Origin of the sequence: Actinomadura sp. NPDC049753, from assembly GCF_040674655.1 — a bacterium.
Lineage (GTDB): Bacteria > Actinomycetota > Actinomycetes > Streptosporangiales > Streptosporangiaceae > Spirillospora > Spirillospora verrucosospora.
Window position 1 is genome coordinate 61,070 of the sequence record NZ_JBFARL010000010.1, and the last position, 19,071, is coordinate 80,140.

Consider the following 19,071-nt stretch of genomic DNA (forward strand, 5'->3'; position numbering starts at 1 on the left):
GCGGGGGCCGGCCGCGGGACTTCGGTGCGACTTCCGGAACTTGCCTATTAAGCGATGCTTCGCTGCTCGTGCCCCCATTCCCCGGCCGGCGCCTTTGACCGACCGGGGGAGTGATGAGCGAGACGTTCGCCGACCTCGTCGCGTGCGAGGACGTGCTGATGTTCGTGAACGCGGCGATCACGTCCACCGGGCAGCGGGAGTTCCACCACGATTCGGGGGAGCAGCGGCTCAGCCTGGAGTTCCTGCACGAGTACATGCTGGAGAACTACCGCGACATGTACGCGGCGGTGCTCGCGCTGGACGTCAACGACCACAACGCGGCGATCATCATCCGCAACCTCCTGGTGCGCGCGGGCGATGTGGGGGTCGAGCGGCGGCGCGGCGAGGGGCGGCTGATCGCCCGGCGGCTGGAGACGCTGCCGCCGCAGCGGGTGTACCGGCTGTTCCGCGACCTGCGGCGGCTCGGCGTGAACAACCGGCGGACGCGCGCCGTCATCCGCGACTGGATGGCCGGGCGCCGCGACCCGGCCTTCGACTCCGTCAAGTACCGGACCGCGGTGAAGGACGCGGCGCGGCACGCGCATCTGCGGCTCCGCGGTGAGCAGGCGGCGTTCCTGTTCGCGCCGTCCGGCGTCAAGGCTTTCGAGACGCCCCTTTATGAGCAGTGGCGGCGGGCGCACTACGAGCAGGCCGCGATCTACGAGCTCCCGTACACGGTCGCGGAGGGCTTCGCGGCCAAGCACAAGATCCCGCGCGAGGTCTTCCTGGAGCGGATCCAGCACCGGATGACGCGGCTGGAGCGGCTGCGCCTGCAGGAGAGCGCGCGGGAGGCGAAGGTCGAGGCCGTGCGGGCCGACCTGGGCGAGATGCCGCTGACGAGGCTCGCCTCGTACGTGCTGGCTTTGCCGCTGGACGACCGGGCCCGGCGGCGGGCCGAGCTGTCCCTGGCGCTGCGCACCGCGGCCCGGCGCGTGGCCGGGGCCGCGCGCGGCTCGTGGGGACGGGTCACCGCCGTTCTGGACGACAGCTACTCCTCGCTGGGCTCGGGGGAGAAGCGCAGGCGCCCGCTGGCGGTCGCGCTCGCCGCGCACTACCTGCTGGAGGCGCTCGCGAAGGAGTACACGCCGCTGTGGACGTCGGGACGCACCGACGAGCTGCTGGTGTACCCGTCCGGTCCGACGCCGCTCGGCCATCGGATCATCGACGCGCTGGAGACGGGGCCCGAGCGGCTCCTCATCGTCTCCGACGGGTGGGACAACGCCCCGCCGGGGCTGGCCGCGGACGTCCTGCGGGTCTGGCGGACGCGCCTGGACCCCGGGCACCGCCGCGCCCCGGGCCAGCAGGTCATGATCGTGCACCTGAACCCGGTGTACGACGCGGACGGCTTCGACGTGCGGCGGCTGGCGCCGGGCGTGCCGACCGCGGGCGTCCGGGACGCCGAGGACCTGCCGACGCTGGTCGAGCTGGCCCGGTTCGCCGAGGGGCGGGTCGGCCTGCCGAAGCTGCGGGCGCACCTGGCCGACCGGACCGCCCGCTTCCTCGGGGAGCTCTCATGACGACCGCGCTGGACGGGCTGGAGACCAGGCCCGCGCAGGTGTGGGGCTCGATCAGGCTCGTCCCCCTCGTCCGGGACGAGCCGGTGCCCCACCTGCGGCTGCACCGGAAGGCGTTCGAGGAGCCGGCGACCGTCGTGGACGTGGGTGACGCCGCCTATGTCTCGTTCGTGCCCCACGCCTTCGTCGCGACGTGGAGCGACGGCGACCAGACGCAGGCCGCCTCGTACGGGGCGCGCCTCCTGGAGCGGGACACCCGGGCGGCCCCGCCGCGCATGCCCGTGCGGTTCACGCGGCGGATGGCCAGGAAGGCGGGCAAGGACCGGCTCCGGTTCCTTCCCCTGCACCTGGCCGTCGAGGGCTATCTGGCGCTGCACTTCGGCGGTCCGGAGATCGCCTGGGAGGAGTGGTCGCGCAGGGCGGTCGCGCACGGGCTGTCGCCGCGCTGCGAGGAGACCTACCTCGGCCGGCGGGTGCGCGGCCTGGAGGACGCGCTGCGGATCTTCGAGATCCATCCCGGGCAGTGCGGCGTGCTGGTCTACGTCGCCGACGCCCTGGCCAGCGCGTTCGTCGTGCCGCACCCCGACGACTACCGGGCGCTGCACCCGACGCTGGTCGAGGACCTCTTCGGTGAGCTGATCTACATGTACGGCCTGTTGGGCGCCCCCGCGCGCGACCTGTCCGCGCCGATCGACCCCGCCGGGATCAGGACGCTGGGCGACCTGCGCGTCGCGGTGGAGATGCGCGAGGCGGAGTGGGCCGCCTTCCACGACGAGGTCATGGCCGGGCGGCTGTTCGACGAGGACGGTTCGCGCCAGGCGGTGCAGTCGCTGCACGGGTTCGAGCTGGCGCGGTTCCTGCCCTCGTTCGCGCTGGGCCGGGAGAACCACATCGGGGAGATGATCACCGGCGCGGACGGCGAGATCGCCTACCTCAAGACGTTCCGGCTCTCGGAGGCGCAGGTCAGGCGCGGATACCTCCTCAGGCGGCTGGCCGAGCACGACTGGCGGCTGGGCGCCACCGCCGCCGCGCTCGGCGCCGACCGCGCGGGCCTGGCGCTGCGCCTCGAACGGGCCGGGTTCGGCTACCTGCTGCGCCAGGACGTCCTCGACCACTTCCGGGCGCAGCGCCGCGCTACCTGAGGCCCGCGAAGAGATCGTCTTCCCGGGCCGGCGCCTCGATCCGGCTGAAGCGGCGGACGAACGCCTCCGTCGAGAACGCCGCCTTCTGCATCTCCTCCGGCAGCTTCAGCAGGAAGATGTTCTCGCCCTGGCTGGCGTGCGCCAGCAGTGCGTCGCGCTTAGCCTCGAAGTGGGCGGAGACCTCCAGCGTGCTGGTGATCAGCTCGTCGGGGGTGCCGAAGTCCTCGGGCGGCTCGAAGCCGAGGTCCATGCCCGCGGCCCGGGCGGCCTCGAACATCTGCTTGATCCCCGACCGTGGAATGGCCGTGTAGTAGAGCTTGTCGGGAATGCCGGTCTGCTCGGCGGCGGCGAGCGCGATCCGATGGGCCTGGATGTGGTCGGGGTGCCCGTAGCCGCCGTTCTCGTCGTAGGTGACGACCACCTGCGGCCGGTAGCGCTCCATCAGAGCGGCGAGCCGCGCGGCGGACTCCTCCAGCGGGATGTTCGCGAACGCCGCCGGGTCGTCGTTGGTCGACCAGCCGTCCATGCCGGAGTCGCGGTAGCCGAGCAGCTCCAGGTGGCCGATGTCGAGCAGGGAGGCCGACTCGCGCAGCTCGGCGAGGCGGCGCCGCGCCACCTCCTCGGCGTCGTGCCCGGGCTCGCCGGGCTTCACGCCGCCGGAGTCGTCGCCCTGCTCCCCGTTCGTGCAGGTGACCAGGACGGTGCGAACGCCCTCGGCAGCGCTGCGGGCGAGCAGGCCGCCCGTCCCCAGCACCTCGTCGTCGGGGTGGGCGTGGACGGCCATCAGCGTGAGTTGTTGCGTCATTCGGGACTCCTCGGCAGGTTCGGCCGTCCACTCTATGTCCCGGGTGCGACAGTCGATCATGCCTGCGAGGTGGACTCGGTCCCCGACAGGTCCGCGGCCGTCAGCGGGTGCGCGGGCGCGTCGAACGGGAACACCGAGGACGCCTCCATGCCGTCGAGCACGAGCAGCTCGCCGGGGTCCAGGAGCCGCCAGCCGGGGTCGTCGTCCAGGCGCTCGCTGGCGAGGACGCACGCGGGCGTCGGCTCCCGGTGCCTCGTCACCTTCACCTGGCCCTCCTCGCGGCCCGCGCCGAGGTGGCGTTCCGCGCCCGGCTCGGTCAGGTGCGGGGTGGTCACCCACAGTTCGTGGGTGGCGGGGTAGCGCAGCGCCCACAGCCGTCCCGACTCGGCCAGCAGGATGTTCAACGCGAAGATCGGCAATTCGGCGGCGATGCGCCGGACGGCCGCGATCAGTCCGGACCCGGTGTCGCCCTGCCGGCGGATCTCCGCGGTGATGTAGGCGAACACGAACTCCGAGTCGGTCTGCCCCTTGATCGGCGCCCGGTCGACGTCCGTGAGCCAGGAGTCGAGGACGTCGACGCCCCGCACCACCCCGTTGTGGGCGAACAGCCGGTCGTCCATGACGAAGGGGTGGGAGTTGTGGACGTCGGGCGCGCCGGTCGAGGCGTACCGGACATGGGAGATGAAGGTGTGCGACACCACGTGCCGCGCCTCGGAGTTGAAGTCGGCGTCCTGGAACGCGGCGACGGGGGCGCGGTCGCGGACGGGCTCCCCGCCGAGCGAGAACCAGCCGAGGCCCGTCCCGTCGGGCATCCGGCGGGACTGCGAGCGCAGGCTGTCGGGAGCGTCCAGCAGCCAGAAGGTGGCGCGGACGCGGGGTCCTCCCGTGGTCATCCCGAACAGGCGGCACATGCAGGGACGATGCCCGCCTCGCGGCGGCCTAAGACTCCGCACGGCAAAAGGCCTTCGACGGGCGGCCCCGGATGTCGTACGGTCCGTGTATGGGGTCGCCGGTGGTTCTGCTGGACGTTGATGGAGTGCTCAACCCGTTCGAGCGGCCGCACCGCGGCTTCCAGCGGCACGAGTGCTCCCCGAACGGGATGACGTACAAGTTGTGGCTGTATCCCGGGCACGGGGCGGCGCTTCTCGATCTGGCCGAATCCACCGGCGCCGAGCTGGCCTGGGCGAGCTACTGGTGCGGCAGCGCCAACGAGTGGATCGCTCCCCGCATCGGGCTCCCGGAACTGCCGTTCGTGCCGATCCCGCGGTTCCCCGGCATCACGGAGGGGCGCACGCTGGGCGCCTGGAAGGCCCGGCACGTGGCCGCGTGGGCGGAGGGCCGGCCGTTCGTCTGGTTCGAGGACGAGCCGGACGCCACCGAGTGCATCGCGGGGGAGCCGGACGTCGCCGACCACCTCCTCGTGGAGATCGACCCGCTGACCGGCCTGACCGACGACCACGTCGAGGCCGCCGCGGCCTGGCTGCGCGCCCGCACCGGGTGATCGCGGGCGCGGGCGGCCCGAGGTTCCAATCGTCCAAGACACCCCTTCCGGGGCCTCCTAGCGTCGTGGAGGACAAGGAAGGGAGTCGACCATGCCCAGATCACCACTGTTGGACCTGGCCTTCGGGTTCATGCCGGCGCAGATGATCCATGTGGCCGCCGAGCTCGGGGTGGCGGACGCGTTCACCGATGGCAGGCCGAGCTCGAGCACCGAGCTGGCGGAGGCGATCGGCGCCCACGCGCCGTCCCTGCACCGGCTGCTGCGCGGCCTCACCGGCCTCGGCGTCGTGGAGCAGAAGGAGCCGGACCTGTTCGCGCTGACGGAGGAGGGGCGGCGGCTGCGCGCTGACGCCCCCGACTCGATCCGCTCGCTGATCAGGCTGTTCTGCGGCCCGCAGGTGTGGCGGACGTGGGGCGACATGGCCGAGACGGTCCGCACGGGCGAGTACGCGTGGGAGCGGGTGACGGGCAGCACGCCGTTCGAGTACTTCGCCTCGGACGCGGAGCTGTCGGCGACGTTCAACCGGGCGATGGCCGAGCACACCCGCGACATCGCCCCGGCGTTCGTCGAGGCGCACGACTTCGCCCGCTACGGGACGGTCGCCGATCTCGGCGGCGGGGACGGCACGCTGCTCGCCGCGATCCTGCGCGCCCATCCAGGCATCCGCGGTGTCCTGTTCGACCTGCCGACGGGGCTGGCCGACGCGTCCGGCCCCCTGGCCGGCGTCGCCGACCGGGCCGAGATCGTGCCGGGCGACTTCTTCGAGGCCGTCCCCGCAGGCCCCGGCGCCTACGTGCTCAAGAGCGTCATCCACGACTGGGACGACGAGAAGGCCGCCGCGATCCTGCGGAACTGCCGGGCCGCGATGGGCCCGGACGACCGGGTGCTGCTCCTGGAGCAGATCATGCCGGAGATGGTCGCGCCGGAGTCGGCGGGCATCGTCCGCAACGACCTCAACATGCTCGTGGCGACCGGTGGGCGGGAACGCACCGAGGCCGAGTTCCGGGAGCTCCTGGACAGCGCAGGGCTCAGGGCCGTCTCGCTGACCGGGCCGCTGCGCGAGACCGCGTACCACGTCATCGAGGCGGCGGTCGCGGACTAGCTCGTGTCAGGGGCCGCTTACGGCGCGAGCGCCCGGCCGTGCAGGATGGGAGCGCCGCAAGCAACCCTGACGAAGGAGTGTCGCGTGAGTTCTCTCGACGGCCGTACGGCCCTGGTCACCGGAGGAAGCCGGGGGATCGGCCGGGCCATCGCCCTGGCGCTGGCCGCGGACGGCGCCAGGGTCGCCGTCGCCTACCGGCGCGACGACGAGGCCGCGCGCAAGACGGTCGCCGACATCGAGGCCGCCGGGGCCTGGGGCCGCGCGTTCCGCGCCTCCGTCGACGACCTCGACCAGTGCCGTTCCCTGGCCGCGCGGGTGGAGGCGGAGCTGGGCGAGCTGGACATCCTCGTGCACAGCGCCGGGATCGCCAGCCGCGGCAACAGCGTCGCCGACACCGACCCCGCCGAGCTGGAGCGGGTCATGCGCGTGCACGCGTTCGGCCCGCACCACCTCAGCCAGGCGCTGATCCCGCTGATGCGGCGCGCCGAGCGGAGCGACATGGTCTTCGTCTCGAGCGTCGCCACGGACCTGATGCCGCCGTTCGGCGGCCCCTACGCGATGGGCAAGGCGGCGATGGAGGCGCTGGCCCGGGTGGTCGCGAAGGAGGAGCGCGGCAACGGCATGCACGTCAACGTCGTCGCGCCCGGCCTGGTGGACACCGAGATGGGCCGCCGTCTGGTCAGGGCCACGGCCGGCATCGAGGACATCCGGCAGCAGGACGCCGCGTCCCCCTACGGGCACGTGTGCACGCCCGAAGAGGTCGCCGACGTGGTCCGGTTCCTCGTCTCGGACGCCGCGTCCTACGTCACCGGGCAGCGCGTCGTCGTGGACGGCGGGACGTTCTGACACTCAGCGGCGCGTCCAGTCGGGCTGGGCGAAGTCGGCGACCCGGGCGGGCCGGCCGAGCAGCACCACCTCGCGGAACTGCCACAGCATCGCGCCGGTCGGGGCGTGGACGCGCCACCCGGGGCCCAGCCACATCTGCAGCAGACGTCCGCCGCCCGACTGCGGGACCCAGACGGGGGTGTCGTCGTCGGCGAGTCTGCGCAGGCTCGTGTGATGGACGGAGTGGACCTCGTCCGGGCTCGGCGCGAGCGGGCCCGGGTCGTCCAGCACCACCACGACCGGTGTGATCGCGAAGCCCGAGTCGGCGGGGAAGTCGTCGAGCCTGCCGAGGACGTCGGCGGGGCCGGCGGCCAGGCCGATCTCCTCGTGCAGTTCGCGCAGCGCCGCCTGCTCGGGCGTCTCGCCGTCCTCCAGGCGGCCGCCCGGCAGCCCCCACTGGCCCGCGTTCCGGCCCCGGTGGGCGCGCTTGATGATGATCACCGACGGGACGCCGTCGTGCTCGACCGCGCACAGCACCACCCCGGCGCGGCGCAGGCCGGGCGCGTCGGGGACGGTGGTGTGCTCGAACGAGCCGAGCCGTCCGGCGGCGAGCGTCCGGAACGCGGCGAGGTCGTCGAAGGGGCCGGGGGAGGGCACGCTCATGCGTCGATCCTGCCAGGCCCCGCGCCCGCCTCCCGCGCGTACCGGCCGGGCGAGGTTCCCACGGCGGCCGTGAAGTCGCGGGTGAAGTGAGCCTGGTCGGCGTAGCCGAGCTCGGCAGCCAGCTCCGCCCAGTCGACCCCCGCTCCGGACGCGGCCCGCTCGGCGGCCTCCTGCATCCGGAACCGCCGGATCACCCACTTCGGGCCGGCGCCCACGTACTCGTGGAACAGGCGCTGCAGGCTGCGCGCGCTCAGCCCGACCTCCTCGGCCAGCTCGCCGACCCGCACCAGGCCCGGAGAGGACGCGATCCGCTCGACGACCGCGGCGGCCTTGGCGGCGGACGGGTCGGGCTCAGGATCACGGGCGGACAGGAACGCCGCGAGCAGCCCGATCGCCTCGTGCGCGTCGGCGGTCGCGAACACCTCCCCGGCGAGGTGCAGGCCCTCCTCGCCGAAGACCTCGTCCAACCCCGGGAACCGGCCGGTCAGCGTGGACACCGGCGCGTCCATGAACGGCCTGAACCCGCCCGGCCGGAAGGCGGCCCCCACCACGCGTCCCTCGCCGTGGATCTCCTCGACGAAGTCGTCCCGCACGACGCCCGCGATCCGCGCCCGCGTCGTCCCGGCGGTCAGGTAACTGGTGAACGTGATGTGGACCGACGGGCGCGTGAGGACCCGCTGGCGGTGCGGCGGCCGCCCCCGCAGATCCCAGCGCAGCACCCAGAAGTTCGCGACGAACGGTGCGAGCGCGGCGGGCGGTTCGAGCCGCTCGATCCGGAACCGCTCCAGCCCCGTCCGCGCGTGCAGGATGCCCCGCGTCCCGCCGGGTAGGGATCCTTCCACCGGCCCAGGCTAATCGGTGTCGCGTTTCTTCAAGACCGGCGCCGCCGACTCGTTCTAACGTGCAGGTGTGTTCGAACGGATGAGCGAGGAAGAGACCATGGATATCCGGAGCCAGATGGCGCCCGCCGCGGAGGCCGCGGCGCGGATCGTCCTGGAGGTCCCCGAAGAGAGGATGGACGCGCCCACGCCCTGCCCGGACTGGGACGTGCGGGCGCTTCTCAACCATCTCATCTTCTGGAGCGCGCGGGGCGAGACCGCCGCGCGCAAGGAGCCGCCCGCCGGACCGGGGGAGGACCACGACTTCACCGCCGAGCCCGGCTGGGCCGAGCGCTTCGCGGAGCAGGCCCGCCGGACCGCCGAGGCATGGCAGGACCCGGCCGCCTGGGAGGGCAACACCAGCCTCACCGGCAACAAGGAGGGCATGCCCGCCGGGTTCATCGCCGGGATCGTCTTCGGCGAGTGCGTCCTGCACGGCTGGGACCTCGCCGTCGCCGCCGGCCGCGAGCCCGCCTTCCCGGAGCCGGTGCTCCAGGCCGCCTGGCAGCAGGTCGCCTCCACGGCCGAGATCAGCCGTCAGTACGGCGTGCTCGGTCCCGAGGTCGCCGTGCCGGACGACGCGCCGCTGCTCGACCGCCTCCTCGGGCTGGCCGGCCGCGACCCGCACTGGAAGCCCTGAAACCCGGGCCCGCGCGCGGGTCCCGGCGCGAGCGGGGCCCCGCGCGCTCTACGCTGGTAGGCATGTCTTCGACCTCTTCGATCCGCGTACGTTTCGCCCCGTCACCGACCGGCATGTTCCATGTCGGCGGCGCCCGCTCGGCGCTGTTCAACTGGGCGATGGCCGCCCAGTCGGGCGGGACGCTCGTGCTGCGGATCGAGGACACCGACGCCTCCCGCAACAGCCCCGAATGGACCGAGGGCATCATCCGCGCCCTGGCGTGGCTCGGGATGGACGGCGGGCAGTACGAGGGCCCCTACTTCCAGTCCGCCAACGCCGACAAGCACGCCGAGGCCGTCCACACGCTGAAGGACGCCGGGCGCGCCTACTACTGCGACTGCTCCCGCGAGGCCGTGATCGCCCGGACCGGCGACCAGCACAAGGGCTACGACGGCTTCTGCCGCGACCGCGGGCTGGAGGCGGGCCCCGGACGCGCCCTCCGGTTCCGCACCCCCGACGAGGGGCAGACCACCGTCGTCGACCTCCTGCGCGGCAAGCCGGTCTTCGACAACGCCGTCCTTGAGGACTTCGTCATCGCCCGCGCCGACGGGTCCGTCACGTTCCTGCTGGCCAACGCGGTCGACGACATGAGCCAGGGCATCACCCACGTGGTGCGCGGCGAGGAGCACCTGTCCAACGCGCCCAAGCAGCAGCTGCTGTGGGAGGCGCTCGGCGCGGAGCCGCCGGTGTGGGCGCACGTGCCCGTCATCGTGAACGAGAAGCGGCAGAAGCTGTCCAAGCGCCGCGACAAGGTCGCCCTGGAGGACTACCGCGCCGAGGGCTACCTCGCCGAGGCCATGCGCAACTACCTGATGCTCCTCGGCTGGGCGCCGTCCGACGACCGCGAGATCGTCCCCTGGGACGTGATGGTCGACGAGTTCCGCATCGACGATGTCAACACCTCGCCCGCGTTCTTCGACGTCAAGAAGCTCCGCGCGATCAACGGCGAATACATCCGGGCCCTGGCGCCCGAGAAGTTCATCGCCGAGTGCCTGCCGTTCCTGCAGGAGGCGCCCTTCGACGTCGACGTCGCAGTGTTCGCCGAGCTGGCTCCGCTCGCGCAGACCCGCGTGGCGCTGCTGTCGGAGATCGTCCAGATGATCGACTTCGCGTTCCTGGACGAGCCGCCGTCCGACGAGCAGTCCTGGAACAAGGCCATGAAGGAGCCCGCCGCCGCGATCCTCGCCGCCGCCGAGGCCGCCTACCAGGACGCGCCGTGGAACGCCGCCGAGCTGAAGGACCGGCTGGAGCGGGTCGGCGCCGAGCACGGGCTCAAGCTCGGCAAGACCCAGGCGCCCGTCCGCGTCGCCGTCACCGGCCGCACGGTGGGGCTGCCGCTGTTCGAGTCCCTGGAGATCCTGGGGCGCGACCGCACCCTCGCGCGCATCGCCGCCGCCCGCGCCCGGCTGGAGGCCGGCGCCTAGCCGCCCGCCGCGGCGGCCGCGAAGCGGTCAGTCCGCGGTGGGCGCCTGCCCGTCCAGGGCCTCGCGGAGGAGCAGGAGCCTGCGGCTGAGCTCCTCGTACTCGTCGCGCAGCGTGGCCGGGAGGTGCTTGCCGAGCACCTCCGCCTGCTCCTCCACCGAGGCCAGGCGGTCGCCCGCGGCACGGTCGGCGGGCGCCTCCTGCGGCGCCCCCGCCGGCCGAGACTTGAGCAGGGCCGTCTGGTCCCTCAGCAGGGCGGCCTGCTCGCGCAGCAGCGCCGTCTGGTCGCGGAGCTGCTTGTTCTTGTTGTGCAGTTCCACGAACACCGAGACCTTGGCCCGCAGCACCCACGGGTCGAACGGCTTGGAGATGAAGTCGACCGCGCCCGCCGCGTAGCCGCGGAAGGCGTAGTCGGGGTCGCTGTTCAGCGCCGTGAGAAAGATGATCGGCAGGTCGCGGGTCTTCTTGCGGCGCTTGATGTCGCGGGCAGTCTCGAACCCGTCCATGCCCGGCATCACGACGTCCAGCAGGATGACCGCGTACTCCTCGGTCAGCAGCGCCTTCAGCGCGTCCTCACCGGACCGCGCCCGGACCAGGTCCTGATCGAGCGAGCTGAGGATGGCCTCCAGCGCGATCAGGTTCTCCTCGCGGTCGTCCACGAGCAGGATCTTGGCCTTGTCGTCCACGCGCGTCTCTCCGATCCCGGTCCCCGCCAGCGCCGCACCCCCACGGCGACCCTACTGTCCGGCTCCTCTCCTCAGCGGACGACGGAGGGCTGCAGCCAGTTCCTCATGACGTCAAGGAGATGGTCCACGTCCACGGGCTTCGGCACATAGTCCGACGCGCCCGAGGCAAGGCTCTTCTCCCGGTCCTCCTTCATCACCTTGGCCGTGATGACGATGATCGGCAACTCGGCGAACTGCGGCATCTCCCTGATCGCGGCCGTGGTGGCGTAACCGTCCAGGCCCGGCATCATGATGTCCATCAGCACGACCGCCACGTCGGGGTTGCGGTGCAGGACGTCGATCCCGGCCTGCCCGTCCTCGGCGTAGAGGACCTCCATGCCGTAGCCCTCCAGGACGCTGGTGAGCGCGAACACGTTCCGCACGTCGTCGTCGACGATCAGGACCTTGCGGCCCGACAGGACCGTGTCGAGGAAGTCCGTGGGCGGCTCCTGCAGCATCCCGTTCAGCCCCTGCTCGGACTTGCCGGGGCGCTGCGCGCCGGGCGGGCGCTGCTCCACCGGCAGCGCGCCCTCCGCGGCCGGGCCCCCGACGCCGCCGTTGGCCTGCGGGCCGCCGGAGATCGCCCCGGGCGCGGCCTCCGCCCCCGCGGCGACCTCCTCGTCCGGCAGCGCCGAGCGGCGCCGGCCGTCGCGGTCGCTGTACTGCGCGGGCAGGTAGAGCGTGAACACGCTGCCGCGGCCCGGCTGGCTCTCGGCATGGATCTCCCCGCCCAGCAGCCGCGCGATGTTCCGGCTGATCGACAGGCCGAGCCCGGTGCCGCCGTAGCGGCGGCTCGTGGTCCCGTCCGCCTGCTGGAACGGTTCGAAGATCTCCTGGAGCTTGTCGGCGCTCACGCCGATCCCGGTGTCGATCACGCGGAAGGCGATCACGTCGGGGGTGTTCCACAGCGCGGGCAGCGTGAAGTCGATGTCGCCGGCCCGCTCGATCAGCAGCCGCACCTCGCCCTCGGCGGTGAACTTCACCGCGTTCGACAGCAGGTTCCGCAGCACCTGCTGGAGCCGCTGCTCGTCGGTGTTGAGGGCGGCCGGGACGTCCGGCGCGACCTCCACCCCGAACTGCAGGCCCTTGTCGACCGACAGCGGGCGGAACGTGGCGTCGACGTAGTCGACCAGCGCCGACACCGACAGCCGCTGCGGATGCGCCTCCATCTTCCCGGCCTCGACCTTCGCCAGGTCCAGGATGTCGTTGATCAGCTCCAGCAGGTCGGTGCCGGACTCGTGGATCGTCCGCGCGAACTCCACCTGCTTGTCGGTGAGGTTGCCGTCCTGGTTCTCCGACAGCAGCTTGGCCAGCACCAGCAGGCTGTTCAGCGGCGTGCGCAGCTCGTGCGACATGTTCGCCAGGAACTCCGACTTGTACCGAGAGGAGATCGCCAGCTGCTCGGCGCGCTCCTCCAGCGTCCGCCTGGCCTGCTCGATCTGGAAGTTCTGGATCTCGATCGCGCGGTTCTGCTGGGCCAGCAGCGCCGCCTTCTCCTCCAGCTCGGTGTTGGAGTGCCGGAGCTCGCCCTGCTGGCGCTGCAGCTCGTCCGAGCGCTCCTGCAGCTCCTGCGCGAGCCGCTGCGACTCGCCGAGCAGCGCCTCGGTGCGGGTGTTGGCCCGGATCGCGTTGAGCGTGACCCCGATCGTCTCGATCAGCTGGCTGAAGAACGCCAGGTGGACGTCGGTGAACCGGCCGAACGAGGCGAGCTCGATCGCGCCGAGCACCTCGTCCTCGAACACGATCGGCAGCACGATGATGTTGACCGGGGACGCCTCGCCGAGACCCGATCCGATCTTGACGTAGTCGGCGGGGGCGTCGGCGATCAGCAGCGGCCGGCGCTCCTGCGCCGCCTGCCCGACGAGCCCCTCGCCGAGACCGAACCGGACCGCGCCCCCGCGGTGCCGCCGCGTCCCGTACCCGGCGATCAGCGCGAGGTCGGTGTCCTCGCCCGCGCTCTCGGCCAGGTAGAACGCGCCGTACTGGGCGCTGGCGGTCGGCGTCAGCTCGCGCATGATCAGGTCGGCGACCTGCTGGAGGTCGCGGTGGCCCTGCATGAGACCGCCGATCCGAGCCAGGTTGGTCTTGAGCCAGTCCTGCTCCTCGTTGGCGCGGGTCGTCTCGCGCAGCGTCGCGACCATCAGGTTGACGTTGTCGCTCAGCTCGGCGACCTCGCCGCGCGCCTCGACGGTGATCGTCCGGGTCAGGTCGCCGGTGGCGACCGCGCTCGCGACCTCCCCGATCGCGCGGACCTGGGTGGTGAGGTTGCCGGCCAGCTCGTTGACGCTCTCGGTGAGCCGCTTCCACGTGCCCGAGACGCCCTCGACCTCCGCCTGACCGCCGAGACGGCCCTCGATGCCGACCTCCCGCGCCACGCGGGTGACCTCGGAAGCGAACGACGACAGCGTGTCGACCATCGTGTTCAGCGTGGTCTTCAGCTCGAGGATCTCGCCCTGGGCGTCCACGTCGATGCGCCGCGTCAGGTCGCCGTGCGCGACCGCGGTCGCGACCTGCGCGATGTTGCGGACCTGGTAGGTCAGGTTGGACGCCATGCCGTTGACGTTGTCGGTCAGGTCCTTCCACATGCCGCCCGCGCCGGGCACCCGGGCCTGGCCGCCGAGCCGGCCCTCGGTGCCGACCTCGCGGGCCACGCGGCTGACCTCGTCGGCGAACGCCGACAGCGTGTCGACCATCGTGTTGAGGGTGGTCTTCAGCTGCAGGATCTCGCCCTGCGCGTCGACCTCGATCTTGCGGGTCAGGTCGCCCTGCGCCACCGCCGTGGTGACCTGCGCGATGCCGCGCACCTGGTTGGTGAGGTTGTTCGCCATCGAGTTGACGTTGTCGGTCAGGTCGAGCCAGACCCCGCCCGCGCCGGGCACGATCGCCTGGCCGCCGAGCCGCCCCTCCGTGCCGACCTCCCGCGCGACGCGGGTCACCTCGGAGGCGAAGGCCGACAGCGTGTCGACCATCGCGTTCACGGTGTCCTTGAGCTCCAGGATCTCGCCCTGCGCGTCGACCGTGATCTTCTTGCCGAGGTCGCCCTCGGCGACGGCGGTGGTGACCTGCGCGATGTTGCGGACCTGGTAGGTCAGGTTGGACGCCATGCCGTTGACGTTGTTGGTCAGGTCCTTCCACACGCCGCTCACGCCGGGCACCCGGGCCTGGCCGCCGAGGCGGCCCTCGGTGCCGACCTCGCGGGCCACGCGGGTGACCTCGTCGGCGAACGCCGAAAGGGTGTCGACCATCGTGTTCACGGTGTTCTTGAGCTGCAGGATCTCGCCCTGCGCGTCGACCGTGATCTTCTTGCCGAGGTCGCCCTCGGCGACGGCGGTGGTGACCTGCGCGATGTTGCGGACCTGGTAGGTCAGGTTGTTCGCCATCGCGTTGACGTTGTCGGTCAGGTTCTTCCAGACGCCGCTGACGCCCGGCACGTTCGCCTGGCCGCCCAGCTGCCCCTCCGTGCCGACCTCGCGGGCCACGCGGGTGACCTCGCCGGCGAACGCCGACAGCTGGTCGACCATCGTGTTCACGGTGAGCTTCAGCTCCTGCAGCTCACCGGTCGCCTCGACCGTGACCTTGCGGGTCAGGTCGCCGCGTGCCACCGCCGTGGTGACCTCGGCGATGTCGCGGACCTGCGAGGTCAGCCGCGACGCCATCACGTTCACCGACGCGGTCACGTCCCGCCAGCGGCCGGTCATGCCGCGGGCGGGCGCCTGGCCGCCGAGCCGCCCCTCGGTGCCCACCTCGCGGGCGAACTGGGTGACCTCCCAGGTGAACTGGTCGAGCAGCTCGACCATGCCGTTGACCGACCTGGCCATGCGCAGCAGCTCCCCGCGCATCGGCCTGCCGCGCACCCGCAGCTCCACCCGCTGACTCAGGTCGCCGGCCGCGACCGCCTCCACCACCTGGCTCATCCCGGTGGCGAGGTCGGTGAGCTTGTCGATGATCGCGTTGGCGTCCTCGACCGCGCCCGCCCAGGTGCCCCGCAGCGTCCCCGGCGTCAGGCGTCCCCGCAGCTGGCCCTCCCGGCCGATCTCCTTCCGGACGCGGCTCAGGCCCGAGGCCAGCTCCATGCCGTTCTCCCGGATCTCCTCCAGGACGGCGGCGGCCTCCGCCACGGCCCCCTCGCCCGGCACGTCCAGCTCCGACCTCGCCTTGCCGTCCCGCACGGCGACCAGCGCCTTCAGGAGCGGTTCGAGGTCCGCGTCGCTGTAACGCGGGGTGGTGTCGCGGTACCCGCCGCTCGGGCGGGCACGTGACGCGGTACGCGGCATGCTCTTCATCCTCCTGGCCCGCGATTCGTCGGTTATCCGGATACCACGGACTCCTGGCTGCTCTAGGGGCCTCATCGGCCGCACCTGTACTCTACGTCGCCGCGCGGCGGCGGACTTTCTTCCGCGTGGTTCCGCCGCCCGGGCCGGACCGGGCGCGCGTCGGTCCTCGTAGCCTTCGTGTTACGGTCTGTCGTGTTGTGGCGGAATCGTGAAGGCCCAGGCCGGACGCGTTCCCGGGCGGGTTCGCGGCTCTCGGTGCCGGGCGGCCGAGCAGTCTGCCACGATAGCCAGGCCCGGGTAGAAAACGCTTCGAACGAGGGACGACAGTTGGATCGGCAGACGGCGACGGCCACCTTCCCGTCCGCCGCGGCGGCGGTGGCGGACGCGCGCCGGTTCGTCCGCAAGGTGCTGGCCGACTGGGGCTTGGACGAGGTGGCCGACGACGCCGTCCTCGCGACGAGCGAGCTCGCCACCAACGCGATCGCCTACGCGGGGACCTCGTTCGAGGTCTCCTGCCGCCTGGCGGGCGGGAACGTCGAGATCGAGGTCCGCGACCGCCATCCCACCCGGGGCATCGAGATGCCGGGCGTCACCGCCTCCAGCGGGCGCGGCCTCCCGTCCATCGCCCGCCTCGCCGACTCCTGGGGCGTCTCCTACGACCGCCGCACCAAGGGCGTCTGGTTCCGGCTGCCCCGGCCCGGCGCCGCCGGTGCCGCGGTGCCGGCCGAGGGCGCGGCCGCGACCGGCGCGGAGGCCGCCTTCACCGCCGACATCGCCGGAACCGCCTCCATACGGGACGAACTGCCCGCTCGTACCCGCGACGTGGCCGAGCCGGCGCGCGAGGGGCCAGGCGCGGGCGGGCAGACCCGGGAGAGCCGGCTCGCGGGCGGCGCGGGCGAGATCCCCGCGGCCGGCGACCGGCTCCTGCGCTCCCCGGCGGCCGTGGAGGCCATGGAGGACGGCGTTGCCGCCGCCCGGGAGGTCCTCGGCGCCGAGGGCGCCGCCGTCCTGCTGACCGAGCGCGACGGACGGCTGATCATGGGCTCGGCCGCCGGGACGGCCGCCGAGATGCCGCTCGGCGAGCTGTCGGTCGCCTCCCTCACACCCGCCGCCCGCGCCGGCTCCGCCTGGGTCGCCGCGGACCCATCCGACCCGACCGCGGCGGCGCTGCGGGCCTCCTCGCTGGCCGCCGCCCCGCTGGAGTCCCAGGGCCGCCTGACGGGCCTCATCGTGGCCGTCTCGTCCCTGTCCGGCCGCTTCGACGAGGCCGACGGCGCACGCCTCGGCCGGCTCGCCGACGAGATGTCGCTCTCCCTGGAGAAGGCCAGGGTGGGCGAGTTGGAACGATCCTGGCGCGGCTGGCTGAGCTTCGTCGCCGAGGCCAGCGACCTGCTCGCCGGCACCCTCGACCAGGAGCGCACGATGGCGCTGGTCGCCCAGCTCGTCGTGCCGCGCCTGGCCACCTGGTGCGCCGTCTACACCGTCACCGAGGCCGAGCCCGACCGGCTGGCCTACGTGTGGCACGCCGACGAGGAGCGCTCCGACGGCCTGCGCGAGCTGCTCGAACACGCGGGCGCCGCCCCGCCCATCGACGCCCCCGGGCCCTGGAACGGGCTCGCCGCCGCGCCCGAGGAGTTCCGGGCCGCCGCCGGCGACACCGCCACCGACCAGGTCTACGCCTTCCCGCTGATCGCCCGCGGCCGGCGCATCGGCACCATCGTGATCGGCCGCCCGGCCGGCGACCGCTTCCCGCGCAGCGCGATCGAGCTGGCCGAGGAGCTGAGCCGCCGCGCCGCCCTCGCCGTCGACAACGCGCGCCTGTTCTCCGCCCAGACCGCCATGAGCAGCGCCCTGCAGCGCAGCCTGCTGCCGCCCGGCATCCCCGAGATCCCCGGCCTGGAGGTGGCGGTGGTCTACGAGCCCGCCGGGGAGGGCAGCGAGGTCGGCGGCGACTTCTACGACGTCTTCGCGAGCGGCCGCCGGCCCGGCGGCGCGGCCCCCGCGACCCGCTGGCGGTTCGCCATCGGCGACGTGTGCGGCACCGGCCCCGAGGCCGCCGCCGTCACCGGCCTGGCCCGGCACGCGCTGCGCATCCTCGCCGCCGAGGACCTGTCCGTCCCGGCCGTCCTCGCCCGGCTCAACCGGCTCATCCTCGGCGAGGGCGAGCGCGGGCGGCTGCTCACCCTGCTGCACGGCGAGATCGCGGCCCGCCGGCGCCGCGACGGCGTGACGATCAAACTGACGAGCGCGGGGCACCCGCCCCCGCTGGTGCTCGACCCGGAGGGCGGCGTCCGCGAGGCCGCCTCGCCCCAGCCGCTGCTGGGCGTCTTCGACGGTGTGGAGTTCCACACCGACACCGTCGAGCTGCGACGCGGAGAGGTACTGCTCTGCGTGACCGACGGCGTCACCGAACGCCGCGCCGGCAACCGGCTGCTCGGCGACGGGCACGGTCTGGAGCGGCTTCTCGCCGACTGCACCGGCCTGAGCGCCGGCGCGGTGGCGGCGCGCATCCAGCGCGCCGTCCGCGACTTCGGCCCGGAGCCGTCGAACGACGACGTTGCCCTCATCGTTCTGCGGGCGTCATGATGGAGACCAACAATCGGTAAGGTGGGGTGGCGTGGGGCTTGCCTTGCACACGACACGACAGGAAGGCCGCGCGACGATCGCCGCGCGCGGCTCGATAGACCTGCACTCCTCCGACGAGCTGCGCGCTCGGCTGACCGAGCTCGTGGACGCGGGCGAACGGTCGGTCGTCGTCGACCTCGCGGCGGTCGACTTCTGTGACTCCTCCGGCCTGAACGTTCTCGTCCGCGCGTACAAGCACGCGCGTGCGCAGAACGCCACGCTCACCGTCACCGGGGCCTACGGCCGCGTCGAGAACGTGCTGCGCACGACGGGGCTCGACCGCTTCCTCATCGAGGACCCGGTGGAGGAGGCTCCGGCCGATGGGCGGTGAAGGGACACGATGAAGAACGGCGAGCGGGCGGAGTGACCGACCCGATGACCGAGACCACGCTGCGCGCTGCGCCCCAGACCGAGGCGGTCGAGTACGCCAGGCGACTCGCGGCCCGCACCATGCGCACCTGGGCGCTCATGGACCGTGAGGAGCTCGTCACGGCGATCGTGGCCGAGCTCGTCGCCAACGCCGTCCGGCACGCCGGGACGGCCCTGGAACTGCGGCTGCTGCGCGGCAGCGGCCGGGTCCGCGTCGAGGTCCGCGACCGCGCGGCCCAGCTGCCCCGGCTGACCGTCCCCGGCCCCCTGGACGAGTCGCACCGCGGCCTGTTCATCGTCGACCGCTTCGCCAACTCCTGGGGCGCCGACCCGGTGACCGGCGGAAAGGTCGTGTGGGCCGAGGTCGACATCTGACACGCCGGCATCTGGCACGCCGGTAGCCGGCAGCCCGGCGTCTGGCACGCGTCCCCTGAAACGCGCCTCCCGCCCAGGCTCTTACCGGCAGCGCGCCCGCGCCCGCGGCCGGATGACCGCCCACCTGCGCGCC

Annotated in this window: 16 protein-coding genes; 10 read left to right on the forward strand and 6 right to left on the reverse strand. The window is 72.9% G+C overall.

Going from position 1 to position 19,071, the window contains the following annotated elements:
- The first annotated feature begins 113 nt into the window (after positions 1–113).
- Both AB0K37_RS04880 and AB0K37_RS04885 read left to right on the forward strand, forming a co-directional pair.
- Positions 114–1,556: a hypothetical protein gene (locus AB0K37_RS04880; RefSeq protein WP_363974885.1), complete on the forward strand. Its 1,443-nt coding sequence runs from the start codon at positions 114–116 to the stop codon at positions 1,554–1,556.
- Complete coding sequence (locus AB0K37_RS04885) at positions 1,553–2,695, forward strand: hypothetical protein (RefSeq protein WP_363974888.1); 1,143 nt, start codon at positions 1,553–1,555, stop codon at positions 2,693–2,695. Before AB0K37_RS04880 ends, AB0K37_RS04885 begins: the two co-directional genes overlap by 4 nt.
- On the opposite strand, the gene AB0K37_RS04890 is transcribed toward AB0K37_RS04885, so the two are convergent.
- Both AB0K37_RS04890 and AB0K37_RS04895 read right to left on the reverse strand, forming a co-directional pair.
- A complete protein-coding gene (locus tag AB0K37_RS04890) occupies positions 2,688–3,500 on the reverse strand; it encodes a PIG-L family deacetylase (protein ID WP_363974891.1) in 813 nt (270 codons plus the stop codon). The two genes, AB0K37_RS04885 and AB0K37_RS04890, sit on opposite strands and share 8 nt — an antisense overlap.
- Positions 3,501–3,556: 56 nt before the next feature.
- Entirely contained in the window at positions 3,557–4,411 is an 855-nt protein-coding gene (locus AB0K37_RS04895) for a class II glutamine amidotransferase (protein WP_363974894.1), read from the reverse strand.
- Between the two features lie 89 nt (positions 4,412–4,500).
- Between AB0K37_RS04895 and AB0K37_RS04900 the strand changes: the two genes are divergently transcribed.
- From AB0K37_RS04900 to AB0K37_RS04910, 3 genes are all read left to right on the forward strand, one after another.
- A complete protein-coding gene (locus tag AB0K37_RS04900) occupies positions 4,501–5,001 on the forward strand; it encodes an HAD domain-containing protein (RefSeq protein WP_363974897.1) in 501 nt (166 codons plus the stop codon).
- Between the two features lie 91 nt (positions 5,002–5,092).
- Positions 5,093–6,103 (forward strand): methyltransferase, encoded by a 1,011-nt coding sequence (locus AB0K37_RS04905; protein ID WP_363974900.1) that lies wholly within the window; start codon positions 5,093–5,095, stop codon positions 6,101–6,103.
- 84 nt (positions 6,104–6,187) lie between these two features.
- A complete protein-coding gene (locus AB0K37_RS04910; protein ID WP_345171776.1) occupies positions 6,188–6,949 on the forward strand; it encodes an SDR family oxidoreductase in 762 nt (253 codons plus the stop codon).
- Positions 6,950–6,952: 3 nt separating this feature from the next.
- On the opposite strand, the gene AB0K37_RS04915 is transcribed toward AB0K37_RS04910, so the two are convergent.
- Together AB0K37_RS04915 and AB0K37_RS04920 are read right to left on the reverse strand one after the other, a co-directional pair.
- Complete coding sequence (locus AB0K37_RS04915; RefSeq protein ID WP_363974904.1) at positions 6,953–7,591, reverse strand: CoA pyrophosphatase; 639 nt, start codon at positions 7,589–7,591, stop codon at positions 6,953–6,955.
- Complete coding sequence (locus AB0K37_RS04920) at positions 7,588–8,433, reverse strand: helix-turn-helix domain-containing protein (RefSeq protein ID WP_363974907.1); 846 nt, start codon at positions 8,431–8,433, stop codon at positions 7,588–7,590. Before AB0K37_RS04920 ends, AB0K37_RS04915 begins: the two co-directional genes overlap by 4 nt.
- A gap of 97 nt (positions 8,434–8,530) precedes the next feature.
- On the opposite strand from AB0K37_RS04920, the gene AB0K37_RS04925 reads away from it, so the two are divergent.
- Complete coding sequence (locus AB0K37_RS04925) at positions 8,531–9,109, forward strand: TIGR03086 family metal-binding protein (RefSeq protein ID WP_363974910.1); 579 nt, start codon at positions 8,531–8,533, stop codon at positions 9,107–9,109.
- A gap of 62 nt (positions 9,110–9,171) precedes the next feature.
- Complete coding sequence (gene gltX, locus AB0K37_RS04930; protein WP_363974913.1) at positions 9,172–10,572, forward strand: glutamate--tRNA ligase; 1,401 nt, start codon at positions 9,172–9,174, stop codon at positions 10,570–10,572.
- A 27-nt stretch (positions 10,573–10,599) separates the two neighbouring features.
- Here gltX and AB0K37_RS04935 read toward each other — a convergent pair whose 3' ends face one another.
- Both AB0K37_RS04935 and AB0K37_RS04940 read right to left on the reverse strand, forming a co-directional pair.
- A complete protein-coding gene (locus AB0K37_RS04935; protein ID WP_363974916.1) occupies positions 10,600–11,256 on the reverse strand; it encodes a response regulator in 657 nt (218 codons plus the stop codon).
- A 71-nt stretch (positions 11,257–11,327) separates the two neighbouring features.
- Positions 11,328–15,569 carry a HAMP domain-containing protein gene (locus tag AB0K37_RS04940; RefSeq protein ID WP_363974919.1) on the reverse strand — a complete coding sequence of 1,414 codons (4,242 nt, stop codon included), beginning with the start codon at positions 15,567–15,569 and terminating at the stop codon, positions 11,328–11,330.
- A gap of 327 nt (positions 15,570–15,896) precedes the next feature.
- Between AB0K37_RS04940 and AB0K37_RS04945 the strand changes: the two genes are divergently transcribed.
- From AB0K37_RS04945 to AB0K37_RS04955, 3 genes are read left to right on the forward strand one after another with little or no spacing between them, the layout of a single operon-like run.
- Positions 15,897–18,155 (forward strand): SpoIIE family protein phosphatase, encoded by a 2,259-nt coding sequence (locus AB0K37_RS04945; protein ID WP_363974921.1) that lies wholly within the window; start codon positions 15,897–15,899, stop codon positions 18,153–18,155.
- A gap of 43 nt (positions 18,156–18,198) precedes the next feature.
- Complete coding sequence (locus AB0K37_RS04950; RefSeq protein WP_363974923.1) at positions 18,199–18,525, forward strand: STAS domain-containing protein; 327 nt, start codon at positions 18,199–18,201, stop codon at positions 18,523–18,525.
- A 44-nt stretch (positions 18,526–18,569) separates the two neighbouring features.
- A complete protein-coding gene (locus AB0K37_RS04955; protein WP_067638735.1) occupies positions 18,570–18,938 on the forward strand; it encodes an ATP-binding protein in 369 nt (122 codons plus the stop codon).
- Positions 18,939–19,071: the final 133 nt, after the last annotated feature.